Genomic DNA, 25,217 nt, shown 5'->3' with positions numbered 1-25,217 from the left:
CGGCGGAGCTGCCGTTTCCGCTGCGCCGCTTCTCGTCGTCCGAGGGCGGTCGTGCGCCCGGCGCGCCGACCGAGCCGGCGCCGGAGATCGTCTTTCCGCCGTCGGGGGCGCGCATCGATCTCGGCCTTCGCGGCGGCGACGCCAGGATGCCGCTGGCCCTCAAGATCAACGGAGGGCGGGCGCCGTTCCGATGGCTCGCCAATGGCGAGCCGCTGCCGGAGGCCTTTCGCCGCCGCACAGCCTCCTGGACGCCGGATGGCGGCGGCGCCTCGACGCTCACGGTCATCGACGCCGCCGGGCGCACGGCGAGCGTCCGCGTGTTCCTAGAGTGATCGGCCTACCCGCCTGAACGCAGCAGCGCCTCGAGCACCTTCTCGCGCCATGGCATCGGTGCCACCGCACCATAGCCGCAGGTCGACAGGGCGGCGGCGGCATTGGCATAGCGCGCCGCCTCGAACGGGTCGCCATGGCGATGGAACTCGGCGAGGAAATTGCCGTCGAACGTATCGCCCGCTCCAGTGGCGTCCACCGCGTCGACCGTGATGCCCGGCACCCGGCGGCGCTCGTCCGCGGTCGCCACCAGGCAGCCTTCCTTGCCGAGGGTGAGCGCGACGACGCCGGCGCCGAGGCCGAGATAGTGGTCGGCGATGGCGTCGGGATCGCTGATGCCGACCAGCTGTTCGGCGTCCTCCAGCCCGGGCAGGGCAATGTCGGCCTTGCGCATCGCCGCCTCGGTCAGCGCACGGGCGCGCTCTATCGGCCACAGCTTCAAGCGCAGATTGGTGTCGAAGGAGACCTTCGTGCCGGCCGCCCGCGCGATGTCGATCGCTTCCAGCACGGCATCGCAGGCATCCACGCCGATCGCCATCGAGATGCCGGAGACATGCAGGATGTCCGCCTGCTCGATATAGGCGCGCGGCACGTCTCTCGGCGTCACGCGGCTCGCCGCCGAACCCTTGCGCAGATAGGAGAAGACATGGCCGTTTTCGCCATGCGTGACGAAGTAGACGCCGGTGTGCGCGTCGGCGTTGCGGATCACCTGCGAGGCGTCGACGCCGTTCTCGGTCCATAGCCGAACGAAGCTGTCGCCGAACTCATCCGCCCCCAGCGCGGTGAAATAGCCGACGGAAGCGCCGGCGCGGGCGGCGGCGATCGCCGTGTTCGACGTATCGCCGCCATGGCCGAAGAGATAGCGACCGCTGTCGTCGACCTGGTTGAACTCGACCATCGGTTCGCCCATGCAGATGATCTTCGGATCGGACATGACTGTGCTTCTCTCCCTTGCTCGGCCGCGTCGGCTTCTGTTTAGGCGATCCCGCGCCATTGGTGAATGGCGATCGTGCGGGCACTTCCGCCCGCCGCGTTCAGCGCGCGCCGCGGCCGAACAGGACGGTGCTGATCGTCGAGAGGATGATCAGGATGTCCAGGTCGATCGAAAGATGCTTGATGTAGTAGAGGTCGTAGGAGAGCTTGTCGATCTCCTCGCGGGTGGTCTCGGCATAGCCGGAATTGACCTGCGCCCAGCCGGTGATCCCTGGAACGACCAGCGAGCGGTGGATGAATTTGGGCTCCGCCGCCTCGCTTGCCTGCGCCACATATTCGGCCACGGGCCGCGGGCCGACAAGACTCATCTCGCCACGCCAGATGTTGAGAAGCTGCGGCAGTTCGTCGAGGCGAAGGCGCCGCAGGAAGCCGCATCCCCTGATGATCCGATCGTCGTTCTCGCGCGTCGTGCCCGTGTGGCGGCCGTGGTGCATGGTGCGGAACTTCAACATGTTGAAAGACCGGCCGGCATAGCCGCGGCGCGACTGCACGAACAGGGCGGGGCCTCCGTCGAGTGCCCGGATGTAGAACCAGATCAGGATCGCCAGAGGCACCGTCAGAGGCGCGGTGACCAGCACGGCGAAGATGTCGAGGACGCGCTTGGCCTTGGAGTAGTAGATCTGGCTCGGGCTGTAGGCCAGATGCGAGACGTCGAACGCCTCGACATCCACCCGCCCGCGCCGCATCTCGAGGAAGCTGATCCATGGCGTGATCTCGGCACCCACCATATAGGCGCGGGTCAGAAAGGCGGACCACTCGGGATGGTGATGGGTCTCGCTGTCGATCAGGATGCGATCGAACAGGCTGAGGTCGGTGTCCTTGTCGCGGATGATGACGACGTTTCCGCCGAGCAGCATGCTGGCCCGCTGCACGTCGGGAAACTGCAGGAGCGCGACGCGGTCTTCAAGGGAGCGCCGCAGCCGCAGATTGGCGAAGACCATCGCGATGGTGATGATCGGGTAGGCGCACAGGAGCCCCTTGTAGCTGATGGGGATGCGCGCCGCCGACAGCATCGCCACGGCGGCGTTGAAGAACACCAGGGTGACGAAGACGGCGACCGTGAAGGGATATTGCTGCCTGCGCAGGCCCAGAAGCGCCAGCGCGATCACCACCGGCAGCAGGAACAGGACCGTGCAGACGATGGCGAGGTTGTCCCAATCGTTCCGGCCGGCATCGAGAATAAATGCGGTATAGGCCAGCGACTGCAGGACGCCGGCGACGAGGATTTCCGGAAGCATCGGCTTGAGATAACGCAACGACCGATAGCGGCGCACCGAAGCCCCCTGACCAAGCAGATCGCCGAGGTTGGGGCTGGATTCGGTGCGGTCGGCGCGTTCGCCGGCGCTCTTTCGAGCGGCCGATCCGCCTTCCTGCTTTTTCCTTGCGTTCCTGGGGGTGTGCTTCAATGCGGTTCGGGTCCTGACCACAAGCAATCCGGGTCTTCACTTAAAGGTTGAGTTCCGGTGTTATCACAACCTTTTAGTTTCCAGATTCATAATTCCTCCGCGTAGTGCAACATGTTTTTCTGGCCCGCAGAGACAAAGTGTTCGAAACCGGATGATGACCGTGATTCGTGATCGTCCAAAGTGATGGAAACCGGAGCTTTCGACAAAAAGCAACAGTCGTGACGTCAATTTAAAGCGGCTGGCATTTACGATTCGTGCAAAAGGCTCTATCGGGCCGGCTCCGGATAGTTTCATTTGGGATCGATGTATCGCAACGCCTACACACTTCTTTGCCTGACCATGCTCTTCTGGGGCGGCAACGCGGTCGCAGGCCGCCTTGCGGTGGGGCATATCTCGCCGATGATGCTGACGACGCTGCGCTGGGTCATCGGCGTTGTGCTGATCTACGGTTTCGCCCATCCGCATCTCAAGCGCGACTGGCCGGCCATCCGGGCGAACCTGCCGCTGCTGGCGGCGCTCGGGGCTCTCGGTTTCACGGGGTTCAACGCGCTGTTCTACAGTTCGGCGCAGTACACATCGGCCATCAACATCGCGATCGAGCAGGGCGCCATCCCGATGGTCATCTTCGTGGCCAATTTCATCCTGTTCCGCGTGCATGTGACGCCGCTGCAGATCCTCGGCTTCATGCTGTCGCTGGTCGGCGTCGCGCTGGTGGCGAGCCATGGCGACATCACCCGGCTCCGGGACCTGGACGTCAATTTCGGCGACGCGCTGATGCTCGTCGCCGTGCTGCTCTATGCGGGCTATACGGTGGGATTGAGGCTCAAGCCGAACATCCACTGGCTCAGCCTGATGTTCATCCTGTCGCTTTCCGCGCTGTTCGCCTCGCTGCCGCTGCTGGCCTGGGAGACGGCGACCGACCGGCTGATCCTGCCGGACCTCCAGGGCTGGCTGGTGCTTTTCTATGCGGCTCTCTTCCCCTCGGTCCTCGCGCAGGCGCTCTACATCCGCAGCAACGAGATGATCGGCGGAAACCGCGCAGGCCTGTTCATCAACCTCGTGCCGATCTTCGGCACGCTGCTGTCGATCGTCATCCTGGGCGAGGCGTTCTACCTCTACCATGCGCTGGCGCTGACGCTGGTCCTCGGCGGCATCTGGATCGCCGAGCACAGCGGGCGCAAGATGGCGGCCCTCAACACGCGTGCCGGCGCGTAGCGCCGGCATCGTCGTTTTCCCGAACGGGGTTTCCGTCAGATCGTGACGTCGAAACGCAGCGGCTTGGCGGACAAGATCGCCTGGTTGGAGCGCAGCTCCTCGAGCACCTGCGGCGGGAACGGAGCATCGAGATAGAGCAGGGCGATCGCGTCGCCGCCCGGCCGGTTGCGGCCGAGCTGGAAGTTGGCGATGTTGACCTCGTGCTTGGCGCATATGCCGCCGAGAATGCCGATGATGCCGGGCACGTCGTAATTGGTGGTGTAGAGCATGTGCTCGCCCACCTCGGCGTCGAGATTGATGCCCTTGATCTGGATGAAGCGCGGCTTGCCGTCGGAGAAGCAGGTGCCGGCGATCGTCCGCGTCTTGGCCGAGGTCTTCACCGTCAGCTTGATGTAGCCGTCGAAGACGCCGGTCTTGTCGCGCTTGATCTCCGACAGGATGATGCCGCGTTCCTTGGCCATGATCGGCGCCGACACCATGTTGACGTCGGAGACCTGCGGGCGGATCAGGCCGGCAAGGGCGGCGCTGATGAGCGCGCGCCGGTTCATGTCGGCGGTGGCGCCGTCGAACAGGATCTCGACTTCCTCGATGGGCTCGTCCGTCACCTGGCCGACGAAAGCGCCGAGCACTTCGGCAAGCTTGATGAACGGCTTCAGGCGCGGCGCTTCCTCGGCCGTGATCGAAGGCATGTTGATGGCGTTGGTGACGGCGCCCTTGACCAGATAATCAGCCATCTGCTCGGCGACCTGCAGGGCGACGTTCTCCTGAGCCTCGGTGGTGGAGGCGCCGAGATGCGGCGTGCAGACCACGTTGGGCAGATCGAACAGCTCGTTCTGCGTCGCCGGCTCGACCTCGAACACGTCGATGCCGGCGCCGGCGACCTTGCCGGCCTTCAGCGCTTCCACAAGGTCGGCCTCGACGATCAGGCCGCCGCGCGCGCAGTTGATGATGCGCACGCCGTCCTTCATCCTGGCGATCGCGTCCTTGTTGATGACGCCGCGCGTCTTGTCGGTCAGCGGCGTGTGCAGGGTGATGAAGTCGGCACGGGCGAAGAGCTCGTCGAGCTCCACCTTCTCGACGCCGAGCTCGCCGGCGCGCTCGACCGAAAGGAACGGGTCGAAGGCGATGACGTGCATCTTCAGCCCGATGGCGCGCATGGCGACGACGGAGCCGATGTTGCCGCAGCCGATCACGCCGAGCGTCTTGCCGGTGATCTCGACGCCCATGAAGCGGTTCTTCTCCCACTTGCCGGCATGCGTGGACGCATTGGCCTCGGGGATCTGGCGCGCCACCGCGAACAGCATGGCGATGGCATGCTCGGCGGTGGTGATGGAATTGCCGAACGGCGTGTTCATGACGATGATGCCGCGCCGCGAGGCGGCCGGGATGTCGACATTGTCGACACCGATGCCGGCGCGGCCGATCACCTTCAGGTTGGTGGCGGCGGCGATCAGCTTCTCGGTGACCTTGGTCGCCGAGCGGATGGCGAGGCCGTCATACTGGTCGATGACGGAAAGCAGCTTTTCCTTGTCCTTGCCGAGGTCGGGCAGATAGTCGACCTCGACGCCGCGGTCCCTGAAGATTTCGACGGCGGTGGGCGACAGTTTGTCGGATACGAGTACGCGGGGCGCCATGGGAGCCTCCTTTGATCGGTGAAATGGGAAAGACGGCGGCTCCGGCGAACGGAGCCGCATGTTGCGTGAAAAAAGCCTAGGCGGCTGCCTTGAGCGCCGATTTCTGCGCCTCGAAGGCCCAGTCGAGCCAAGGCATGAGCGCTTCGAGATCCGCGGCCTCGACCGTGGCGCCGGCCCAGATGCGCAATCCGGGAGGCGCATCGCGGTAGTGGCCGATGTCTTGCGCCACACCCTCCTTGGCGAGCAGCGAGACCATGCCCTTGGCGAAGGCGGCCTGGCCGGCGGCATCGAGCGCCGTCACGTCGGGATCGACGATCGACAGGCAGACGGAGGTGTTGGAGCGGGTCTCGGGCACCTTGGCCAGATGGTCGAGCCACTTGCTCTCGCCGACGAAGTGGTCGATGACGGCGAAATTGGCGTCGGCGCGGCCGATCAGCCCTTGCAGCCCGCCCACGGACCGGGCCCATTCCAGCGCGTCGATGTAATCCTCGACGCACAGCATCGAGGGGGTGTTGATCGTCTCGCCCTTGAAGATGCCCTCGATGAGCTTGCCGCCCTTGGTCATGCGGAAGATCTTCGGCAGCGGCCAGGCCGGCGTGTAGCTCTCGAGGCGCGCAACGGCGCGCGGCGACAGGATGATCATGCCGTGCGCGGCCTCGCCGCCCAGCACCTTCTGCCAGGAGAAGGTGACGACGTCGAGCTTGTCGAAGGCCAGCTTCTGTGCGAATGCCGCCGAGGTGGCGTCGCAGATCGTCAGGCCCTTGCGGTCGGCAGGGATGAAATCGCCGTTCGGGACACGCACGCCGGAGGTGGTGCCGTTCCAGGTGAAGACCACGTCACGGTCGAAATCGACCTGGGCGAGATCCGGAAGATCGCCGTAGCCTGCCTCGAAGCGGCGCATGTCGGCCAGCTTCAGCTGCTTGAGCACGTCGGTCACCCAGCCGGCGCCGAAGGACTCCCAGGCAACCATGTCGACGCCGCGTTCGCCGAGCAGCGACCACAGCGCCATTTCGACGGCGCCGGTGTCGGAAGCCGGCACGATGCCGATGCGGTAATCGGCCGGCACTTCGAGCACTTCACGGGTGAGATCGATGGCCCGGGCAAGCTTTTCCTTGCCGATGGCGGCGCGATGCGAACGGCCGAGTGCGGCGTCGGAAAGCGCTTCGAGCGTCCAGCCGGGACGCTTGGTGCAGGGACCGGATGAGAATTGGGGATTGGCCGGACGCTTGTCCGGCTTCGGCAGTGTGGTCATGATGTTCCTATCCTCTCAGATAGCACGCCTCTCGGTGGGGAGAGGTGGCCCACGGACGGCGTTACGCCTTCGCGGGCCGCCAGTCAAGGCCGCGCGGCGGGAAGACGGGCGGTTTTCGCGCGACCGTGTGCCGCGCATGGTTCCCTCGCGGCGCTTCAGGCTCTATAGAGGCGTTTCGTTTTCACAGTCATCCTGGCGGAGCACCCGCCGGACGTTGTGCCGGGAAGGAAGTTTTCATGGCAAATGTGGTGGTCGTCGGTTCACAGTGGGGCGACGAGGGCAAGGGCAAGATCGTCGACTGGCTGTCGGAGCGGGCCGATGTGGTGGCGCGCTTCCAGGGCGGGCACAATGCCGGTCACACGCTGGTGATCGACGGCGTGAGCTACAAGCTCTCGCTGCTGCCTTCCGGCGTGGTGCGGCCCGGCAAGCTTTCGGTGATCGGCAACGGCGTGGTGTTCGACCCGCATGCCTTCGTCGCCGAGATGGGCCGGCTCGCCGAGCAGGGCATCACCATCACGCCGGATCGCCTGAAAATCGCCGAAAACACGGCGCTTATCCTGTCGCTGCACAGGGAGCTCGACGGGTTCCGCGAAGATGCGGCCTCCAATTCGGGCACCAAGATCGGCACAACGCGGCGCGGCATCGGACCGGCTTACGAGGACAAGGTCGGCCGTCGCGCCATCAGGGTTATGGATCTGGCAAACATCGACACGCTACCGATGAAGGTCGACCGGTTGCTGACGCATCACAATGCGCTGCGCCGCGGGCTCGGCCATGCGGAAGTGACGCATCAGGCGATCATGGACGAGCTGACCTCGGTCGCCGACAGGATCCTGCCCTTCGTCGACCGGGTCTGGAAGATCCTCGAGGAGGCGCGCCGGGCCGGTCAGCGCATCCTGTTCGAGGGCGCCCAGGGCACCATGCTTGACATCGACCACGGCACCTATCCCTTCGTCACCTCCTCCAACACCGTCGCCGGCCAGGCGGCGACCGGCGTCGGCCTCGGACCGGGCTCGGTCGATTACGTGCTCGGCATCACCAAGGCCTACACGACGCGTGTCGGCGAGGGGCCGTTCCCGACGGAGCAGGACAACGAGATCGGCGATTTTCTCGGCACGCGAGGTCATGAATTCGGCACCGTGACAGGGCGCAAGCGCCGCTGCGGCTGGTTCGACGCCGTCCTGGTGCGTCAGGCGGTGGTGACCAACGGCATGAGCGGCATCGCACTGACCAAGCTCGACGTGCTCGATGGCCTGGACGAGATCAAGATCTGCACCGGCTACCGGCTTGACGGCGAGGTGATCGACTATCTGCCCGCCGGGCAGGGCGCCCAGGCGCGGCTCGAGCCGATCTACGGGACGCTGGAAGGCTGGAAGGAAACCACCAGGGGCGCCCGCAAATGGGCGGACCTGCCGGCACAGGCGGTCAAGTATGTCCGCCACGTGGAAGAGCTGATCGGCGCGCCGGTGGCGATCTTGTCGACCAGCCCGGAGCGCGAGGACGCGATACTTGTTACGGACCCGTTTCAAGACTAGTTTCGCGGACTGACTGCTTTGCGTATCCGTCGGGCGGCTGCGCGTAAAATTGAGTGGAACGGGTTAGACAAGGCATGGCGGATTTTTCTGCGGTTCTGAAGAAGACGATCGACGCGCTGAAGGAGAACACGCCCGAAGCGCGCGAGAAGATCTATCAGAAGGCCCGGGCGACGATCGAGGCGAAGCTGGCCGCGATCAATCCGCCGCCGCCGGCCGCCGCAGCCGAGCGCCAGCGTAAGCTGCTCGAAGACGCCATCGCTGCCGTCGAGGCCGACTATGCCGAGCCCGAGGCGGAGGTCGCCCAAGAAGACGAACTCGAGCACATCTTCGCAGAGCTCGATGTCGATCCCGTGACGCCACCGCAGCCCGCGGCTTCGCCCGAGCCGGTCCAGCCCGCTTCCTTCGCGGGCTCCGATCCCGCCGAGACGGGTGACGAGGAGAACGGCGACCGGCAGGACGAGCCGGCATTCGCGACCAACGAGACGTCCTTTGGGCATCTTCCCCATGAGGATGCTCCGGAGGCGGCCGACGACGAAGCGGACCCGGGTGCGGACGCGGCCCCTCCGCCGCGGACGATCCGCCGGCGCAGCACGAAGGCGCCCCGCAGGACCGCGCCCATCATCGTCGTCGCGCTCGTCGCGCTGGCGGCGGCCGGCGTCTGGTTCTTCTGGGACGAGCTCGTCCGCGTCGCCAATTTCGAGAAGCCTCCGCAGACGGCCACGGAAACGGGCAACGGCCAGCCGGCGGAGACACCGGCCGGCGGCACGCCGCCGGATGCCGGCGAAAGCGGTGCCGCGCAGACGGCGACCGAGCCGGAGCCGCAGCGCAAGTTCACCCAGCGCCTGCTGCCGGACGGCCAGGAGGTCGACGAGGGACCGGCGGACGGCGAACCCGGGCTCGGCGAGGGCACATCGGTGGCCCAGGCGACCGTCCCGGGGTCCAATCAGGCGCCGGCGAGCGATACGCCGGCAGCCGGAAACGGCGCGGCTCCGGTGGCAGGCGGCTCGACCGAGCAGGCGCTGCCGGTGGGGCAGAAGGCAATCTATTACGAGGAACGCACCAACGTCTCGCAGGGCTCGGCCGATCCGGGCTCCGTCGTCTGGTCGGTGGTGCAGGAATCGCCCGGCAACGACCTGCCGCCGGAGCCCGCCATCCGGGCCGAGGCTACGGTTCCGGAAAAGAACCTGCAGATGAAGATGACGATCCGCCGCAACGCGGACCAGTCGCTGCCGGCCAGCCACATCGTCGAGATCATCTTCCTGACGCCCGACGATTTCGACGGCGGCGGCATCGACAACGTGCTGCGCGTGTCGATGAAGCGTTCGGAGCAGGACACCGGCAATCCGCTGCTCGGCATTCCGGCGAAGATCGCCGACGGCTTCTTCCTCGTCGCGCTGAGCGACAGCAGGGCCGACACGGAGACCAACACGCTGCTGCTGCGCCGGCAAAGCTGGATCGACATCCCCGTGGTCTACAAATCGGGCCGCCGGGCGCTGATCACCATCGAAAAGGGCATTCCCGGCGACAAGATCTTCAGCGACGTCCTGAGCGCCTGGCAGAACGCTTCCAGCGGCTAGAGCGGGATGAGGAAAAGTGTGAAGCGGTTTTCCGCCCGCATCCCGCTCTAACTCCTTGAAAACGATCGCGTTTATGATTTTGGATTGATTCAATCCAAAATCATCGCGATCTAGAGCGCCGTGCGTCTTTCGGGACGCACTAAGGAGGCTCTATCTCTTTAGTTTCGCATTTATGCGGGCGTCAGGTGTTTCCACCTGACTGCAAAATGCGACAAGCGATGAAAAAAGCCCGCCCCGGGGTTTCCCGCGGCGGGCTTATCGATTGCTGCGGCTTGTCAGCCGTTGAAGCGGCGCATCGTGCCGATGCGCCGACCCCGTGTCAGACGCCGGCCTGCCGATGCGCTTCGGCGGCCATCGCCCTGGCGGCGAGCGCCTGCTCGCGTGCCGAATTCTGCACCGCTTCCTGAACCTTTTCGAAGGCCCGCACCTCGATCTGCCGGACGCGCTCCCGGCTGATGTCGAACTCGCTCGAAAGTTCCTCGAGCGTCAGCGGGTCTTCGGCAAGCCGGCGGGCCTGGAAGATGCGCTTCTCGCGATCGTTGAGGACGGACAGGGCGTCGCCGAGCATGCGGCGGCGGGTTTCCAGCTCGTCCTGCTCGATGAGCATGTCCTCCTGGCTCTCCGAATCGTCGACGAGCCAATCCTGCCATTCGCCCGATTCGCCTTCGGTCGCGCGGATCGGGGCGTTGAGCGAGGCATCGCCCGACAGGCGCCGGTTCATCGACACCACCTCTTCCTCGCTCACGTTGAGCCGGGTGGCGATCTCCGAGACCTGCTCGGGATTGAGGTCGCCGTCGTCGAGCGCCTGGATCTTGCTCTTCACCTTGCGCAGGTTGAAGAACAGCCGCTTCTGGTTGGCCGTCGTGCCCATCTTGACGAGGCTCCACGAGCGCAGGATGTATTCCTGGATCGAGGCCTTGATCCACCACATGGCGTAGGTGGCGAGGCGAAAGCCACGCTCCGGCTCGAATTTCTTGACGGCCTGCATCAGGCCGACATTGCCTTCGGAAATGACTTCGCCGATCGGCAGGCCATAGCCTCGATAGCCCATGGCGATCTTGGCCACGAGCCGCAGATGGCTGGTGACGAGCTTGTGCGCGGCCTCTGTGTCGTCATGCTCCGAATAGCGCTTCGCGAGCATGTACTCCTCTTCAGGCTGCAGCATGGGGAAACGGCGGATTTCCTCCAGATAGCGGGTCAGCCCGCCTTCGCCCGAAGCGATGCTGGGTAATGTCTGGGCCATTAAGCACCCTCCTTTGCCGGATATGCCCTCATGCGGGGACGCCTTGAAACTGGCGTTTGCGCAGATGGAAGACAGTACGGCCAATCCAATGATGCACCGCACCATATCCCATATAGGAACTTTTTCCGACGGTTAAAGCTTCTCTAGAAGGTCAACATATCGTCACGATTGAGTGAACGATATTACTGTACCGATAATTACAAAATATCAAGCGCCCTTGTCAATGCCTTCATATCGGCGGGCGGCGGAGCCTCGAAACGCATCAATTCCCCGCTCACCGGATGGCGGAATGCCAGAAGGCGCGCATGCAGAGCCTGACGGTGAAAAGCGGCCACTGTTGGGCGAACCTCGTCGGGCAGGCGATTGACCTTGGTGCGGAAGGCACGGCCATAGTCCTGGTCGCCGATCAGCGGATGGCCGATATGGGCCATGTGGACGCGAATCTGATGCGTGCGCCCGGTTTCCAGGCGGCACTCGACCAATGCGGCGAACGCGCCGCCCCTGCCGTCGGAGCCGAAGCGCTTCTTCACCTGATAGCGCGTCACCGCGTGCCGGGCATCGCTGCGCCCCTCGGGCACGACGGCCCGCAGCGTGCGGCTCTGCGCGTGCCGGCCGAGAGGGGCGTCGATGGTTCCGGAAAGACGGTCGGGCGCTCCCCACACCAGCGCGTCGTAAGCGCGCTCCAGATCGCCGCTGCGGCCATGGTCGGCAAAGGCTTCCGAGAGGGCACGGTGCGCCAGATCCGTCTTGGCGACCACCATCACGCCGCTGGTGTCGCGGTCGAGCCGGTGCACGATGCCCGGCCGGCGCACGCCGCCGATTCCCGACAGCGTTTCGCCGCAGTGATGCAGCAGCGCGTTGACCAGCGTGCCCGACCAGTTGCCGGGCGCCGGGTGGACCACCAGCCCGGCCGGCTTGTTGACGACCACCAGATCCCGGTCCTCGTAAAGGATGTCGAGCGGGATGGGCTCGGGCAGCGGCTCGGCGGGCGCCGCCTCCGGCACCTCCAGGGCATAGCGTTCGCCGGCGGCGACCTTGTGCTTCGGCTCCGTCACCGGCGCATCGCCGCAGCGGACGGCGCCGGCCCGGATCAGTGCCTGCACGCGGCTGCGCGACACCGCCTCGCCCAGGGCCTGCGACAGCCAGCGGTCGAGCCGCTCGCCGGCGGCGGCCTCGTCGACGGTCAGCTCTTGCCAGCCGCCGGCCTGTTCCCACTGGCCCAAGCCTTCCCTTTGCTCCAGGTCTTCGCTATCAGGATCGCCCATCAGACTGCTTTCAAACGGTGAGACATGGCCAAGCCAATGCAACAGGAAGACGAGCCCCGGGAGGCGCTGGATCCAGCCGCCGAGCGCGTGCGCCGCAAGCTGGTCCGCTTTATGGGCATCAACCTGGCCATATTGTTCGCCGCGGTTATGGCCGTGGTGCTCGCTTTTGTCTACAAATCCGTATCGCCCGCCGGTCAGCCCGAACAGGCGATCCTGCTGCCGGGCGACGGACCGACGGGCACGCTCCACGTGCCGCAGGGCGCGCGCATCGTCTCGCAGGCGCTCGACGGGACGCGCGTCTCGCTGCATCTGCAGCTTGCCGGCGGCCGCGAGGAAATCCACGTCTACGACCTGCGCAACGGGCAACTCGCCGCCCGCTACGCCATTAGCCGATAGCCATGCCAGGCCGGCGCATCGCCCTGACGACGCTCGTCGTCGCCGATTATGACGAGGCGTTCGCCTGGTACCGCGACAAGCTCGGCTTCCGGGTGGTCGAGGACACGCCGCTCGGCGGCGGCAAGCGCTGGGTGGTGGTCGCCCCGCCGGGGGAGGCGGGGCATGGCCTGCTCCTGGCGCGTGCCGACGGCCCGGCGCAGCAGGCGAGCGTCGGCAACCAGACCGGTGGCCGCGTCTTCCTGTTCCTCAACACCGACGATTTCTGGCGCGATCATCGTGCCATGCTGGCCGCAGGCGTCGTTTTTGACGAGGCGCCGCGCGAGGAAAGTTACGGCATCGTCGCCGTGTTCCGCGATCTTTACGGCAACCGCTGGGATCTTTTGCAGCCAATCGCATGATCGGTTGAAAAGGGTTGTTGCAATTGCCCGAGAAGCCGACTATATCGCGGCTCTTGATGCGCTCCCATCGTCTAGCGGTCTAGGACGCCGCCCTCTCACGGCGGAAACAGGGGTTCGAGTCCCCTTGGGAGTGCCAGCGATTTTTATTTTCCATTGGGTTTCAACCTCTTGGCGCGGCGATTGTCCAACCTTGTGACGGGGTTGGACACACCGAGGAGCTTTGCCATGCCGGAGTCGCCGAGCTTGGCCCGGTTGGCGCGCTTCGTGTACGTCTTCGCTTCGGCGGGTGTCCGGTGGCCCAGGAAGGCCATTATCTCAAATTCGGAACACCCGGCATTGGCGAGCCTCGTTGCCCCGGCCTTGCGGAGTCCGTGCGGTGAGCAATGGGTCAGGCCGGCGGCAACGCACATGTCGTGAAACCAGTTGCCGAAGGTCGCGGCGTTGTAGCTTCGACCCTTTCCATGGGTGATGAACAGCATCCGGTCGGCCGGCACGCCAGCCAGAACGGCAGCAAGCTCTGGATGGATAGGTAAGTCAACCTCGCCACCGGTCTTGTGGCGGCGGTACGCGATACGACCGTTCTTGATATTCTGCCGGCCCATGGCGGCTGCGTCCTGTCGCGCCGCGCCAGTGTAGAGCATCAGGCGAAGCGCAAGCACTGCCTTGGAAGCAGTCCCATGGTGCCCCTCGAACTTGGCTATCTCGGCATCGTCCCACGTATGGTAGCCGTCTCCGCTGGCCTTGTAGCCCTTGACACCGTAGGTCGGATCGATGGCGATGTATTCCCGCTTGACGGCAAAGACGCACAGTCGGCGGATGAGTTTCAGGAGCTTGTTTGCGGCTGCCGGCGTTGCGGCCTTTCGGGCGATGAGGCCCTCGACGTGGCGAGGGCGGAGGTTGGCAAGGGTCTTATCGCCATGTTCGCGCCGGAACCGCTCTATCTCACCTTGGAGATTGCGCTTGAAGGGCTGGTTCAGGCGCTCGTATTCCGGCGCGCGCATATATTGCTCGATCAACCAGGAAAAGGTGCCGTGGTCGGCGCGGAGGGAGTGTTCAGGCGCTGGCGTCTCGCCCTTGCGGGCGCTCTCGTAAGCGACATCGAACGCCTTTGAGCCATATTCGCCGGGAATGTAGCAGGATGGCTTGCCCTTCATGCGAAACCGCCAGCGCACCTTTCCATGGCGATCGACGACGCGGGTGAGACCGGGGTAGGGATTGCGGCGCTTCATTCGCACACCTCATCCCATTCATTCTGAGGCTTGCGCGGTTTCTCGTCGCTGCAGATCACGCGCACACCTTGGACCGTCGCGATTACTTCCCGCACCGTCAGGCCGGCCGCCACCGCGCCCTTAACGGCTCGTGTCACGTCAGCCTGGGTATACGGTGCAGGACGGTTCGCCATGGCCTACCCCTGCGCCCACAATGAGGCGCGATGGAGATAGGATCTTGGGCTCGCGGCGAGAATCACCGTGTCCCCAGGACAATGCCGGGCATGAGAGGTGGGGGAAAATTGGGTGTGGAAAATCATTCTTCACCCACGTTCATGTCGGCCAACATCATCGGACTAGAACCTGGTGACGAGAACTGTATTCGCTCCGAAAGGAGCTTCAGCATCTGACCATCAATCACGGTGCGGGTAGTAATCATCGGCACTGGCAGTCCGCTCTCAAGAGTATATCGAATGCTCTTGCCGTCGCGAGTCTCAACAACAACATCCTCAAGGTCTGGTCGAAACTCGATCTTCTTGATTGTCCCGGCCAGGTTAGGAGTGCTGACAAGAACACCGAGCCGATCTTTAAACCGCTCTCCGAAGTCGGAACCAACCAGTGTTGCATACGCAAATCCCTCGCAGGCAGCACGTGGAGTGAGATTGCCTGAAGCTAGGCCAATTAGCAGGTGTGCAATGAGATTCGGGTGCGCCGCCCAGACACTGCGGCCAGAGCTTTTAGGAAGCCAAGGGTGGGGCTCCCCACCCTCCTGAAGTTCCCGATAGACTTTCTGCACTCGTGCCCACGGCAATTGGGCTGCATCAGCAACGATCTTAGCGGCCTGGAGAATTGAGTGTGGCATGACGTCCCTCGTTTTTCAATTTGCATTTCTAAATCAAAATTCCAAGTGACGTCAACCTGCTGCTCAAATGGCTCCATCAGCAACTGTGGGTTTCTCCCTTTCCCTCTCCAGGTTCTCACGGTTTGGATGTGTGAGATCGAAAAGCTCGCCCCTGAGTTCCTCAGCGTCATCGAGGCTATTCAACCCCATCATAGCAAGGCGCTGAACGACCATACCTTGTGTATTCCCCAGCGTCTCCGAGATCATCGATAGGGCCATCAGCAGATCTCGAATGGCGGTCAGCGGTTCCTCCATATCAACGACATGCCGGAACGGGCCAGTCTCGTACAGATTCACGCTCATTCCGCACCGCCTTTCACATCGTTGAGTGATTTCCGTAGATGCTCCAGATCGTCAATCACTCCGTTCAGTGCGCCCCACACAGCCCTGAGAGCTTTATCGTCGTGCCATCCGGTATTATCCGGCGACAGTGCCAGATTAATTGTCCTCAACCTGTCGAGGGCGATATCCAGAAGGTCGGCCGGAAAGACAAGGAGTTCCGGCAGCGTAATCATTGAATAATGTTCAGCGGTCGCCCGCGTGGCGTCGTTCGGCATCGAAGCTTCTCCGTTGTGGTAATGTTGCATTAATGGTATAAGGTCATACCATTTGGCAAGTCAACATTATTAGTGCAAGGTAAGTCAAAAAATGTCACTCTCGCCTGCGCAGTGTCGAGCCGCACGCGCGCTCATCGGTTGGTCACAGGAACGACTGGCAGCTGAATCGAAAGTGGCGAAAGCCACGATCGCTAATTTTGAGGCAAACCGCCGCGCGCCCTATGATAGGACGCTTGCCGATCTCCGCTCCACGCTGGAGAATGCTGGTATCGAATTCATTCCCGAGAACGGTGGCGGTGCAGGCGTCAGGCTCAGAAAATGACTGAAGGCGAAAAAGAAAAAATCAAACTGAGGGCGAATTACCTCAATGGATTATCGCTCATCTTCATGGGACTTGGTGGTCTAGGGCCGGTTTATACGGCGATGCAGACGCTTGAAACACGGAGCTTGGCTATTGCTCTGTTCTTTCTGCTAGCTGGCGGAATGTCGAGCTGGGAGCTGCATTCGATAGCTCGGAAGGAGTTGAACAAACTCGATACGACGAACGAAGACCACCCAACTGCATAGAAGGTCATGCCAGCCACGCCGGGTGGTCAACCCGGCCGCTGGCTCTCGTCGCGCCGGGAGAAAGGAGCTCGGCCACGAGCTGACGGGGTTTTCGGCATGAGCCTACCGGGCACTGTCCGTCCGATCCCAGCCTTTCGGGGTGGCTGAAAAACACCCCTGGGCGGCCAACCCTATGCCGTTCTCGTGCGGAATATCCGCACCCTTATGCGTCGTCCTTCATCTCGCCCTTCTGTTCGCGCTGCATATTAAGCGGGCTCAGATAGGCGTTCGCTTCGGCATCGTCACGCGGATTGAGGTTCTCGAACCGGCGCAGCTCGTTGGCGCTGTAGAGGCCGACCTCGCGGCCGATGCGGTAGCCCTGGAGCCGTTGCAGGAAGTCGGCGCGCACCAGCAGGTCCATGTCGAACTCGGCTTCGTGCGAGCGCCTGCCGGCTTCGGAGAACAGGTCGCGCATGATTGCCTGCTCCCAGCGCACCAGCCACGGCTGTATGGTCCCGGCCGCGAACTGGCGGCGCAGCTCGACCACGTTGGAATAATTCGCGTTGGTGAGTTCGTTGAGCAGTGGGGCCGGAACGTTGAAGATGCGGGCCACCTCGAGCACGGCCAGCCGCCGCGCTTCGCTCAGTTCGGCGTCAACCGGAGACGACGAGATTTCCTTCCAGGTCGAGCCTTCCTCGATGACGGCGATGCGGCCGGCATTCTCCGAACCGCCATAGAGCGCCTGGAGGCTCTCGCGCAGCGTCTTGGCAGCTTCCGGGCCGATCTGCTCGGGATGCTGCACGACGCCGCTCAGACGCGCCCCGTTGCGCCATATCGAGGCGGCAAAGCGCTCCGTCGCCACGGCCCCGCCCAGCGCCTCGCGGGCGCGATCGAGCCGCGAGCGCGGCGTGAAGGGGTCATCGAAGCGATCGCGGATCGTGAAGATTTCGCCCGGCAGAAGGCGACGGCTGCCAACCTCGTCGCTCACCTGGTAGCGGACGCGGCGGGTTCCGAGGATCCTCTCAATGGCGATCTGGCCGGGATGGATCGGCCATAGTGCCGTCGGCCGGCCGTTGCCGTCGCGGACGATCTCCGCATAGGCCGCGCCGTGCATCAGGCAATTCGCCATCATCATGGTGACGAGCTCGGCCGGCGTTTGCAGATCGTTCGGAGCCTCGGCAAAGAGCCTGGCGACAGGATGCGAGGTTTCGGCCTGGCGCACGCCGTCGCCGTCCCGTTTGTAGATCACCAGGGGCAGAGAGCCGACCGCCTCGGAGATGACCGTGATGGCCGCAAAGGCGGCGGCGTTGCCCTCGACCACGGCAGGGCTCACCATCTGACCGGTGAGCGTCGGCAGACCGAAGGTGCCCAGCAAGTCCCAGCTCGTCGGCTGAGACCTGCTTTCGCCCTTCCGGCCAATGAAGCGTGACCAGATACCCATTAAAGGCTCTCCATCCATTTCCGGGCGGCCGCCAGCCGCGGCGGCAGCGCAAGCCCGCGGTGGCGCGCGTGAACGATCGTGCCGTCATAGGCAGGCCAGGCCGACACGACGCTGATTTCGTGGAGCGTGACGCTGCGCAGCTCACGCCGATCGCCGCGCCATTCCTCGCCGGACGGATCGACCGTGAAGGCAAACGACATGCCGCCAACGTCACCGCGTTCGGCCAGGGCCAACACGTCCCGGCCATAGCTCGTGTCCGGAAGATCGAGGTCGAAGGCGAGGCCCCGGCTGTCTTCCGAAAGCCGAAGCGTGCCCGACCTGGTGCGGGCTAGCACGCGCCTGGCGTCGTGATCGACCAGGGCGAGGACATCCCGGCCCCGGTCGATGCTGTCACGGAACGCGCCCGGTGCGATGATCTCGGAAAAATCCTCGATCCGGGCTTCGGTGCCGAAGGTGGCGGCGTAGCCTTCCAGCCGCCGCCCCTTGGCCCGAATTTCCGCGACGAGCGCTCTTTGCTCGCGCGTCATCGCTTACACCGCCAGGTCTTCGGCGACGGCGAACGATTCGGCATGGCGCACCTGCACATCGCAGTCCCGCATGACGCGCACCATGACGCGGCCCTTGGCATACGCGGTTTCCGCGTAGGGGTTCACCAGAATGTCGGTGCCGCTCCAATAGCCGATCAGGAGCTGGGAGAACGCACCGAACAGCACGGTTGCCGGCGTCGGCGTGGCATCGCCAGGGAGAGCCGTCGAGGTGGCGACGGCATAGCCCGCCAGGTTGCCCGGCTCCATCATCAGGAAGCCGTGCTCGGGCTCGCCAGAAACCTTGTTGGTGCTGCGCAGCTTGGCGACGGCATTGGCGTTCATCGCCCAGCCCATCGAACCGATGTCGGCATCGTCCATCTGGATACCGGCAATCATGGCCAAGACTTCCGCCCAAGCCGGCGTTGCCAGCGTGCCGGCAAAGACGCCGGCCGTGTTCGCCACGCCGGTCGGCGTATTGCCGGTGCCATCACCCAGGAGGGCAGCGGCGTCGATCGCATTGGCGATGACGGCGGACAGATCGCGGCGCACGAGCTGTTCGATCGCCGGAACGGCGTTGATCATGGTGCGGCGCGAAAAGCTGGTCATGGCGCCGACCGTCTTCGGCGTCAGCTTCACGTCATCGAACGCCGCGTCGGTCTCGGCGAGCGAGCCATCTTCGGCAACCCATTGCGCGGTGGAGCTGCCCGTCTGGCGTGGAATGTCCACGTCGCCCACCAGATTGTCGAGCACCGTAGCGCCCAGGCGGCCGGTGATCAGCGCGGAGCGCAGGCGATCGATGAACAGGTCGGGACGATGCACGTTCGGAATCAGGTCCGCAGCGCTGGAGCCGGCCAGAAGCGTGCGCCTCTCGGAGAAGAACACCTCGTCGGGCACGGCGATGCCCTCGAACTTGCGGCCCGATCGCTTCGCGACCTCCTGGCTGATTTCCCGCTCGAAGCCCGCATCGACGTCATCGCCCAGGCGGGCCGAAATCGCCTTGGTGATCGAGAAGGATCGCGCCCGTTCCTCGAACTGGCCATCCTTGCCGTTGCCCTGGACGATGGCCGGCGCATGGCGCTCGGCATCCGCCAGGTCGCGGGCGCGCTCGATCTTCGCGTCAAGGTCGGTGATTTCGGCCTTGAGCGTCTTGTGCCGCTTGTTCTCGTCGTCGCTGTAGTCGCGGCTTTCCTTCTCCGCCTTGTCGGCGATGGCGCGCATGGCCGCGACGGCGGTGCTGCGCTGTTCTTGCAGTTCGTGAAGTTTCGGCATTCTCATATTCTCCGTTGGTTGCTTGGGAGGTTGCTGGAGGGTGTGCAAATTTGCAGACCCTCCCGTGCTACGCAGGTACTCATGCGCTTTGCGCCAGATCGAGGCCGAAAACCCCTCTGGTCTGGTAGACGGACGGTTTCTTGGGCGTGGTGCGCGAGGCCAGCCCGAGCGCCATGGAAGCGGCGACCAGGCCATCAATGCGGCCGTTGGCGCGGTCCTTCACCAGCTTGCGGTTGCCGGCCGGGTCGGTGATGGCGACGGCGTTGGCCACGCACATATCCATGACGGGATGACCGGCATGGCGCAGCTTCTTCTGCAGCACGGCCGTCTCGATCGCCGAGAGCGCCGGGGCGGCGTCCTTGAAGCCCTGCCCCCACTCGATCATCTCGATCTTGATGCCGGCGTCGGCGATCAGCCGGCGCACCTCGTGGATTCCCCAGCGGTCATAGGCGCAGCCCTCGACCTTGAAGTCGGCGACGAGCTTGGCGATTCGGTGCACGACAAAGCTCTTGTCGATCGCCCGCCCGGGCGTCGTCTCCAGCAAGCCTTGCCGCGCCCAGAGCTGATAGGGCACGTGGTCGCGGCGTTCGGCTTCCTCCAGCGTCTCGGCCGGCGTCCAGAACCAGGTGAGCAGGTCGCCTGTTTCCGGGAACCAGGCGGCAAGCGCGGTCAGGTCCGTTGTGCTGGACAGGTCAAGGCCGAGAAAGCAGCGATGCCCGGCCAGCATGTAGGGCGTTACGTCGCCGGCGCATGCGCGCCAGTCCGGGCCATTCAGGAAGCGGCTCGCGGGATCGACCGGCTGATTTAGGTAGAGCAGGCGAAAGCTCGGCTCACGCGCCGGCAGGCGTTGCGCCTGAGCTGCGGCCGCGCGCATTTCCTCCAGGCTGCGAAAGTCGCCCAGCGCTGGATTGCAGGCAAACCAGGTCGCCTCGTCCCACGGGTCGGCGTCCTCGGCCGCGCCGTAGATGACCGGCAGGAATGCAGGATCCTCGACAACCCCGTCGCGCACCTTCTCGCCGTAAAGCACCAACTCGGACATCACGTGCGACGAGGCGGCGGATTTCGTGGAAATGATGACGACGAGCGGTTCGGCGCGCGCGCCTGTGCCAGTGATCAGGTTGTCGTAGAGGTCGCGGCCGTGCCATTGCGCGAGCTCGTCGCAGACCACGAATGACGGGCTGAGACCGTGCGCCTTGCGAGCGTCGGAGCTCATAGCCTGGTAGACGCTGCCCGTCTCGTTGTCGGCCAGCGTCTTGTTGTGCTCCCGGATGACGATGCGATCGGCAAGCGCCTGGTCGGCCATGATCATGGCGACCATCTCGCGAAAGATGATTGCGGCCTGGTCGCGGTCGCTGGCGGCACTGTAGACTTGCCCGCGCGCCTCGGCTTCCGGGCCGACGAGGTGCGCCAGCGCCAGGGCGGCGGCGAGAGCCGTCTTGCCGTTCTTGCGAGGAATCGTAATCAGCGCCTGGCGGATCGTCCGCCGGCCGTCCTCGCCGGTCGCATAGATCGCCTCGATGATTTCGCGTTGCCACTGGCGCAGCTTGAACGGCTTGCCGGCATGGACGCCGGCCGTGATTTTCAGGCTCTCGATGAAGGCGATGACGCGCCCGGCCCGCGATAGGCCTTTGCGCTGCCAGCTAGGCCGGCGGCGCGGCTTCTTCACCTCGGCGGTCGCCCGGCTGGCCGCGATCTCGGTATGTCCTTTCGGTCCTCGCTTGCCCATTTCGTCCTAAGCCTTTGAAAATCCTGAAACTAACTGTGAATTGAGAGGGGGCGTCGGTCTGGGAAAAGGGCGTTTTGGTGATTGAACGCCCCCTCCCGTCATCGCTCCCCTGGCGGTGGCCCTGTGAACCATGGGTGATTGGGATCGCGCGGCGAGCCGTCGCTATAGGCGCCCCGATGCTTGGGCGGCGTCCACGATCGCCCTGCCTTCTCGGCGCCCGTCTTCTCGGCGTGGCACTGCCGGCAAAGGGACTGGAGGTTCGCGGCGTCGCGCATCGCACCGCCCTGCCGGATCGGCACGATGTGGTCTGCGAGGGTGGCCGGTGCGGTCTCGCAGCCCTCGCAGATCGGCTTACGTGCGAGCTGGCGCGCTGCAATCCTCTGCCAATTGGCGGTGCCATAGAACCGGTTGCTCATGCCGCCCTCCAGTCTTTCGCCTGGAGGATCAGCGACCGGACATGCATTGGCACGCGTCGGGTGAAGCCCTCGGCGTTGGTCACGCCTTCGCGTTGGTCGTACCAGTGTGCGGCCAGCCCCTTGATCGCGACCTTGATCTTATCCGGGACCGCTGCTGCATCGCCATAGCCGGCCTCGAACGTGATCACGACGGCATCCGGGCGATTGGCGGTTGCAGGCCAGGACGAGACCGGCTCGACCGTCCCGGGCTCGCCCGGCGCGACCAGGTACTCGGAAGGGTCAAGCACCTGCAATGCGCCTGACATATCGCGATAGGCGATGCTCTCAACGGATCGCAGCGGCGGTTTCGGGAGCACGAACGGCCCACGGCCAAGGCTGCGCGTCGTAAGCTCCCACGTCGCCGCGACGAACTGCTTGCCGGTCGCGGTCTCGCAGAACTCACGAGCCGCCGCGCCATTCGCTGCTATCAGCGCATCGTCGTCGTCGAAATCGACGCGGCTCCAATGCTTCAATTCCTCCAACGTCACCGGTTCACCGTCCGGCGGCGTGATCAGTTTCAGGCCCATTGCCTTGCCCTTTCTCCGTTCAGAGCCGCCAATGCGTGCGGCAGCCCGGCACCCCGCTGCGCCAGCTCGGCGTTGATCGCCTTGTCGTAGATCGCCGGTGCATCCATGAGCGCCAGCATCACCGCCTCGCTGTTCAGGGCGGCGTTCAGATCGCGGGTGAAACGTCTCTCAGCTGCGTTGCGCGCAGCCTCCGCATGGGAAATTGCCTTCCCACCTCGTAAGGCGTGGATCAGGAAGCGCTGCGGGTCCGGCTCACGCCCCTTTCCAGAGCCGTTGCGACGGTTCCGTTGCGGGGAGGGTAATGAGTTTTCGCTAGGAGAGACTTTGCCCCCCTCAACCTGCTCCGTCAGTGCTATGGGTTCTTTCGGAGGGTTCCTTCGGAGGGTTTGTGTCTCATCTTTGAGACCGTTTCTGTCGCAGTTCTGAGACTGTTTTTGTCTCACTTCTGAGACCGTTTCCTTCGCTTCACTTGGAGCTGCCCCCGTCTTCATTCGGGCGTTCCAATCGACAACAAGTGCGCGAAAGCGGTCCCAGCGAGGGCGATAGAAATTGCAGTTCGCACGACCGCCGCCGCTCACTATCTCGAAAAGGGCACCGTCGCCTTTGCAGATCTCATCAAGCGCTCGGAAGATGGTCGCGCGGCCGATTCCCAGCAGCCGCGCCAAGCGCTCGACGCTGGGATCGCACCGCCCCGTCTTCTGGTTGAAATGCTCGAGCAGAGCGCCGGCTACACGGCGCGTGTTCCCGGAAAGACCTGGCGCGAGATTGAGCGCGACGTGCGCGTTCATCATGTCGCCTTTGTCAATGACAGCAGACATCAGCGACCCGCTTCCGCTCGAATGGCATCGGCAGCCTGGATCACCTTGATGGTTTCAAGTGTGGTCAGACAGAATTGCTTGCGCAGCGTAGGCACAATTGGGCGGGTACAAACCTCGCGGTTCACTGCATACCAGAGTGCCGCTTCGTCGCAGTTGGACATTGGCGAAGAAACGTCAATGTTTTCAGAGGCCCGATTTTTGGAGGTTGGACGGGCTAAGTGCTTTGATTTTTCAGGATAAGTGGACTTCCCTTGGGAGTGCCATTCTTCCTTTTTCACCGCATCGAACGATCATACGCCGGCCCGGCTTTTTTTGGTGCAGGCTTCGGTGGCATTCATTTTCTTTCATTCTTTGGTTTCAGCCTCCGGCGTAGCCCGAAACAGCGGCCTTACAGCCGCTTTGGCGGCATCCATACGGGCCGTTGCATGACGAATCTGCCGAAAAGGTGATACTGCGCCGGTCCATATGGTGTGATCGCACCATATTTGCTCTGCGACCGTCTCACTAAAGTCATCTATTGTGGTAATCATATCGGCCATGAAACATTTCCGGACGGGCGGAAATCGACTGGTCATGGGGGGTCCCAACGAGCCCCAACAGGACCTATCCGGGTATATGCCCAGCCAGCCGATCGAGCCGTTCCAGATGGCTTTCCCCCGTCCGGCTTTTTGCTTCACCCGCTTTACAGCATCGCATCCGGGCCGCCTCGGGGGGCGGTGCGGCGTTTGAGGCCGCGCAAAATCGTTGAGCCGACGAAATTACCCCAGCGGCCGGCATGCTCCGGCCGGGCCCAAAGCCCTTTCCGGCAAGGCGATGCCGCTCGACGGGTTTCGTAACGGGCCTGACATGAAAGTGTCACGGAACTGTTACACAGAGTTGTTATGCCGCTCCCCGACGCTCTAACGGCGTCTGATCGAATTTGGAACAGGGAGCCGTCTCCAATGAAAAAATTCCTTCTTACCGCTTCGGCGGCCGCGATCGCCCTTACTGGTGCGGCCGGCACGGCTGCCGCCCGTGATCAGATCCAGATCGCCGGCTCGTCGACCGTCCTTCCCTATGCGTCGATCGTCGCCGAGGCCTTTGGCGAGAATACCGAGTTTCCGACGCCGGTCGTCGAATCCGGCGGCTCGGGTGCCGGCCGCAAGAAGCTTTGCGAAGGGGTTGGCGAGAACACCATCGACATCGCCAATTCGTCCTCGCGCATCAAGCAGTCGGACATCGACCTTTGCGCGCAGAACGGCGTGAAGGAAATCCAGGAAGTGCGGATCGGCTACGACGGCATCGTCTTTGCCTCGGACATCAACGGCCCCGAATACGCCTTCACGCCGGCGGACTGGCACAACGCGCTCGCCGCCAAGGTGCTGAAGGACGGCGAGCTGGTCGACAATCCCTACAAGAAGTGGAACGAGATCCGCGCCGACCTGCCGGACCAGGCCATCCTGGCCTTCATTCCGGGCACGAAGCACGGCACGCGCGAAGTGTTCGACGAGAAGGTGCTCGTCGACGGTTGCGAGGAAAACGGTGCCCTTGAGGCCCTCAAGGCCGCCAATGCCGGCGACGGGAAAGCCGCCGAAAAGGCCTGCATGGCGCTGCGCACCGATGGTGTGTCGGTCGACATCGACGGCGACTACACCGAGACGCTGGCCCGGGTCGACGCCAACAAGAACGGCATCGGGGTGTTCGGTCTCTCCTTCTACCAGAACAACACCGACAAGCTGCGCGTCGGCACGATGGGCGGCGTCGTTCCCTCGGTCGAGACGATCGCATCCGGCGAGTATCCGGTCTCCCGCCCGCTTTACTTCTACGTGAAGAACGCGCACCTGGACGTGATCCCGGGCATGCAGGAGTACATCGAGTTCTTCGTCTCCGACGAGATCGCCGGCCCGGACGGCCCGCTGGCGGCCTATGGCCTCGTCTCCGACCCGGAGCTCGCCAAGACCCAGGAAAAGGTCAAGAACCGCGTCCCGATGGGCGCGCTGAACTGATCATTTCATGAGA

Annotated in this window: 27 protein-coding genes, 1 tRNA gene and 2 pseudogenes; 10 read left to right on the top strand and 20 right to left on the bottom strand. The window is 64.0% G+C overall.

Translation table 11 applies throughout. The features are described from left to right. Positions 1-332 (top strand): annotated as a pseudogene (locus tag NUU27_RS13040) (penicillin-binding protein 1C); the annotation flags it as partial. 5 nt (positions 333-337) lie between these two features. Here NUU27_RS13040 and NUU27_RS13035 read toward each other — a convergent pair. Then, positions 338-1,264, bottom strand: coding sequence for a sugar kinase (locus NUU27_RS13035; protein ID WP_257762543.1), 927 nt, complete (start codon positions 1,262-1,264; stop codon positions 338-340). A 100-nt stretch (positions 1,265-1,364) separates the two neighbouring features. Continuing rightward, the gene (locus NUU27_RS13030) at positions 1,365-2,729 is read right to left on the bottom strand and encodes a sugar transferase (protein WP_257762542.1); all 1,365 of its coding nucleotides are present in this window, start codon (positions 2,727-2,729) and stop codon (positions 1,365-1,367) included. A 303-nt stretch (positions 2,730-3,032) separates the two neighbouring features. Here NUU27_RS13030 and NUU27_RS13025 point away from each other — a divergent pair, with 303 nt between their 5' ends. Beyond that, a complete protein-coding gene (locus NUU27_RS13025) occupies positions 3,033-3,944 on the top strand; it encodes a DMT family transporter (protein ID WP_257762547.1) in 912 nt (303 codons plus the stop codon). Between the two features lie 35 nt (positions 3,945-3,979). Here NUU27_RS13025 and serA read toward each other — a convergent pair whose 3' ends face one another. Together serA and NUU27_RS13015 are read right to left on the bottom strand one after the other, a co-directional pair. Continuing rightward, the gene (gene serA / locus NUU27_RS13020; protein ID WP_257762541.1) at positions 3,980-5,578 is read right to left on the bottom strand and encodes a phosphoglycerate dehydrogenase; all 1,599 of its coding nucleotides are present in this window, start codon (positions 5,576-5,578) and stop codon (positions 3,980-3,982) included. Between the two features lie 76 nt (positions 5,579-5,654). After that, positions 5,655-6,830, bottom strand: a complete 1,176-nt coding sequence (locus NUU27_RS13015; protein ID WP_257762540.1) for a phosphoserine transaminase — start codon at positions 6,828-6,830, stop codon at positions 5,655-5,657. A 236-nt stretch (positions 6,831-7,066) separates the two neighbouring features. Here NUU27_RS13015 and NUU27_RS13010 point away from each other — a divergent pair, with 236 nt between their 5' ends. After that, positions 7,067-8,365: an adenylosuccinate synthase gene (locus tag NUU27_RS13010; protein ID WP_257762539.1), complete on the top strand. Its 1,299-nt coding sequence runs from the start codon at positions 7,067-7,069 to the stop codon at positions 8,363-8,365. Between the two features lie 74 nt (positions 8,366-8,439). Next, positions 8,440-9,942: a hypothetical protein gene (locus NUU27_RS13005; protein ID WP_257762538.1), complete on the top strand. Its 1,503-nt coding sequence runs from the start codon at positions 8,440-8,442 to the stop codon at positions 9,940-9,942. Between the two features lie 319 nt (positions 9,943-10,261). Here NUU27_RS13005 and rpoH read toward each other — a convergent pair whose 3' ends face one another. Beyond that, complete coding sequence (gene rpoH, locus NUU27_RS13000; RefSeq protein ID WP_257762537.1) at positions 10,262-11,185, bottom strand: RNA polymerase sigma factor RpoH; 924 nt, start codon at positions 11,183-11,185, stop codon at positions 10,262-10,264. A gap of 197 nt (positions 11,186-11,382) precedes the next feature. Then, positions 11,383-12,450: an RluA family pseudouridine synthase gene (locus NUU27_RS12995; protein WP_257762536.1), complete on the bottom strand. Its 1,068-nt coding sequence runs from the start codon at positions 12,448-12,450 to the stop codon at positions 11,383-11,385. Between the two features lie 36 nt (positions 12,451-12,486). Here NUU27_RS12995 and NUU27_RS12990 point away from each other — a divergent pair, with 36 nt between their 5' ends. From NUU27_RS12990 to NUU27_RS12980, 3 genes are all read left to right on the top strand, one after another. Beyond that, positions 12,487-12,846, top strand: coding sequence for a fimbrial protein (locus tag NUU27_RS12990; RefSeq protein WP_257762535.1), 360 nt, complete (start codon positions 12,487-12,489; stop codon positions 12,844-12,846). A 2-nt stretch (positions 12,847-12,848) separates the two neighbouring features. Then, on the top strand, positions 12,849-13,244 hold the full coding sequence (locus NUU27_RS12985; RefSeq protein WP_257762534.1) for a VOC family protein: 396 nt from the start codon (positions 12,849-12,851) through the stop codon (positions 13,242-13,244). Between the two features lie 60 nt (positions 13,245-13,304). Beyond that, positions 13,305-13,380, top strand: a tRNA-Glu gene (locus NUU27_RS12980). A 7-nt stretch (positions 13,381-13,387) separates the two neighbouring features. On the opposite strand, the gene NUU27_RS12975 is transcribed toward NUU27_RS12980, so the two are convergent. The 5 genes from NUU27_RS12975 to NUU27_RS12955 form a co-directional block, all read right to left on the bottom strand. After that, entirely contained in the window at positions 13,388-14,473 is a 1,086-nt protein-coding gene (locus NUU27_RS12975; RefSeq protein ID WP_257762533.1) for a tyrosine-type recombinase/integrase, read from the bottom strand. Then, complete coding sequence (locus tag NUU27_RS12970) at positions 14,470-14,646, bottom strand: hypothetical protein (RefSeq protein ID WP_257762532.1); 177 nt, start codon at positions 14,644-14,646, stop codon at positions 14,470-14,472. The genes NUU27_RS12975 and NUU27_RS12970 overlap by 4 nt, the downstream gene beginning before the upstream one ends. 122 nt (positions 14,647-14,768) lie before the next feature. Next, the gene (locus NUU27_RS12965) at positions 14,769-15,314 is read right to left on the bottom strand and encodes a hypothetical protein (RefSeq protein ID WP_257762531.1); all 546 of its coding nucleotides are present in this window, start codon (positions 15,312-15,314) and stop codon (positions 14,769-14,771) included. 63 nt (positions 15,315-15,377) lie between these two features. Continuing rightward, on the bottom strand, positions 15,378-15,656 hold the full coding sequence (locus NUU27_RS12960; protein ID WP_257762530.1) for a hypothetical protein: 279 nt from the start codon (positions 15,654-15,656) through the stop codon (positions 15,378-15,380). Continuing rightward, the gene (locus NUU27_RS12955; protein ID WP_257762529.1) at positions 15,653-15,910 is read right to left on the bottom strand and encodes a hypothetical protein; all 258 of its coding nucleotides are present in this window, start codon (positions 15,908-15,910) and stop codon (positions 15,653-15,655) included. The genes NUU27_RS12960 and NUU27_RS12955 overlap by 4 nt, the downstream gene beginning before the upstream one ends. Before the next feature lie 91 nt (positions 15,911-16,001). Between NUU27_RS12955 and NUU27_RS12950 the strand changes: the two are divergent. Together NUU27_RS12950 and NUU27_RS12945 are read left to right on the top strand one after the other, a co-directional pair. Continuing rightward, positions 16,002-16,229, top strand: a pseudogene (locus tag NUU27_RS12950) (multiprotein-bridging factor 1 family protein); the annotation flags it as partial. Beyond that, the gene (locus NUU27_RS12945; protein ID WP_257762528.1) at positions 16,229-16,477 is read left to right on the top strand and encodes a hypothetical protein; all 249 of its coding nucleotides are present in this window, start codon (positions 16,229-16,231) and stop codon (positions 16,475-16,477) included. The pseudogene NUU27_RS12950 and the gene NUU27_RS12945, both read left to right, overlap by 1 nt. 202 nt (positions 16,478-16,679) lie before the next feature. Here NUU27_RS12945 and NUU27_RS12940 read toward each other — a convergent pair whose 3' ends face one another. The 9 genes from NUU27_RS12940 to NUU27_RS12900 all read right to left on the bottom strand — a co-directional run bounded on the left by NUU27_RS12940 (position 16,680) and on the right by NUU27_RS12900 (position 23,758). Continuing rightward, positions 16,680-17,897, bottom strand: a complete 1,218-nt coding sequence (locus tag NUU27_RS12940) for a phage portal protein (RefSeq protein WP_257762527.1) — start codon at positions 17,895-17,897, stop codon at positions 16,680-16,682. Further along, a complete protein-coding gene (locus NUU27_RS12935; RefSeq protein WP_257762526.1) occupies positions 17,897-18,424 on the bottom strand; it encodes an HK97 family phage prohead protease in 528 nt (175 codons plus the stop codon). The genes NUU27_RS12940 and NUU27_RS12935 overlap by 1 nt, the downstream gene beginning before the upstream one ends. A gap of 3 nt (positions 18,425-18,427) precedes the next feature. Beyond that, positions 18,428-19,693, bottom strand: a complete 1,266-nt coding sequence (locus tag NUU27_RS12930) for a phage major capsid protein (RefSeq protein WP_257762525.1) — start codon at positions 19,691-19,693, stop codon at positions 18,428-18,430. Positions 19,694-19,772: 79 nt separating this feature from the next. Beyond that, the gene (locus NUU27_RS12925; protein ID WP_257762524.1) at positions 19,773-21,419 is read right to left on the bottom strand and encodes a terminase large subunit; all 1,647 of its coding nucleotides are present in this window, start codon (positions 21,417-21,419) and stop codon (positions 19,773-19,775) included. Between the two features lie 98 nt (positions 21,420-21,517). Beyond that, the gene (locus NUU27_RS12920; RefSeq protein ID WP_257762523.1) at positions 21,518-21,835 is read right to left on the bottom strand and encodes an HNH endonuclease signature motif containing protein; all 318 of its coding nucleotides are present in this window, start codon (positions 21,833-21,835) and stop codon (positions 21,518-21,520) included. Further along, entirely contained in the window at positions 21,832-22,401 is a 570-nt protein-coding gene (locus NUU27_RS12915; protein ID WP_257762522.1) for a head-tail connector protein, read from the bottom strand. The genes NUU27_RS12920 and NUU27_RS12915 overlap by 4 nt, the downstream gene beginning before the upstream one ends. Then, positions 22,392-23,219 carry a helix-turn-helix domain-containing protein gene (locus tag NUU27_RS12910; RefSeq protein ID WP_257762521.1) on the bottom strand — a complete coding sequence of 276 codons (828 nt, stop codon included), beginning with the start codon at positions 23,217-23,219 and terminating at the stop codon, positions 22,392-22,394. The genes NUU27_RS12915 and NUU27_RS12910 overlap by 10 nt, the downstream gene beginning before the upstream one ends. Then, positions 23,219-23,497, bottom strand: coding sequence for a hypothetical protein (locus NUU27_RS12905; RefSeq protein WP_257762520.1), 279 nt, complete (start codon positions 23,495-23,497; stop codon positions 23,219-23,221). The genes NUU27_RS12910 and NUU27_RS12905 overlap by 1 nt, the downstream gene beginning before the upstream one ends. A gap of 66 nt (positions 23,498-23,563) precedes the next feature. Further along, positions 23,564-23,758: a hypothetical protein gene (locus NUU27_RS12900; RefSeq protein ID WP_257762519.1), complete on the bottom strand. Its 195-nt coding sequence runs from the start codon at positions 23,756-23,758 to the stop codon at positions 23,564-23,566. A gap of 402 nt (positions 23,759-24,160) precedes the next feature. Between NUU27_RS12900 and NUU27_RS12895 the strand changes: the two genes are divergently transcribed. Beyond that, a complete protein-coding gene (locus NUU27_RS12895) occupies positions 24,161-25,204 on the top strand; it encodes a substrate-binding domain-containing protein (RefSeq protein ID WP_257762518.1) in 1,044 nt (347 codons plus the stop codon). Positions 25,205-25,217 lie beyond the last annotated feature (13 nt).

The sequence above is a fragment of the Nitratireductor sp. ZSWI3 genome (genome assembly GCF_024655565.1).
Classification (GTDB): Bacteria; Pseudomonadota; Alphaproteobacteria; order Rhizobiales; family Rhizobiaceae; genus Nitratireductor.
This window is presented reverse-complemented; position numbering and strand designations above follow the sequence as displayed.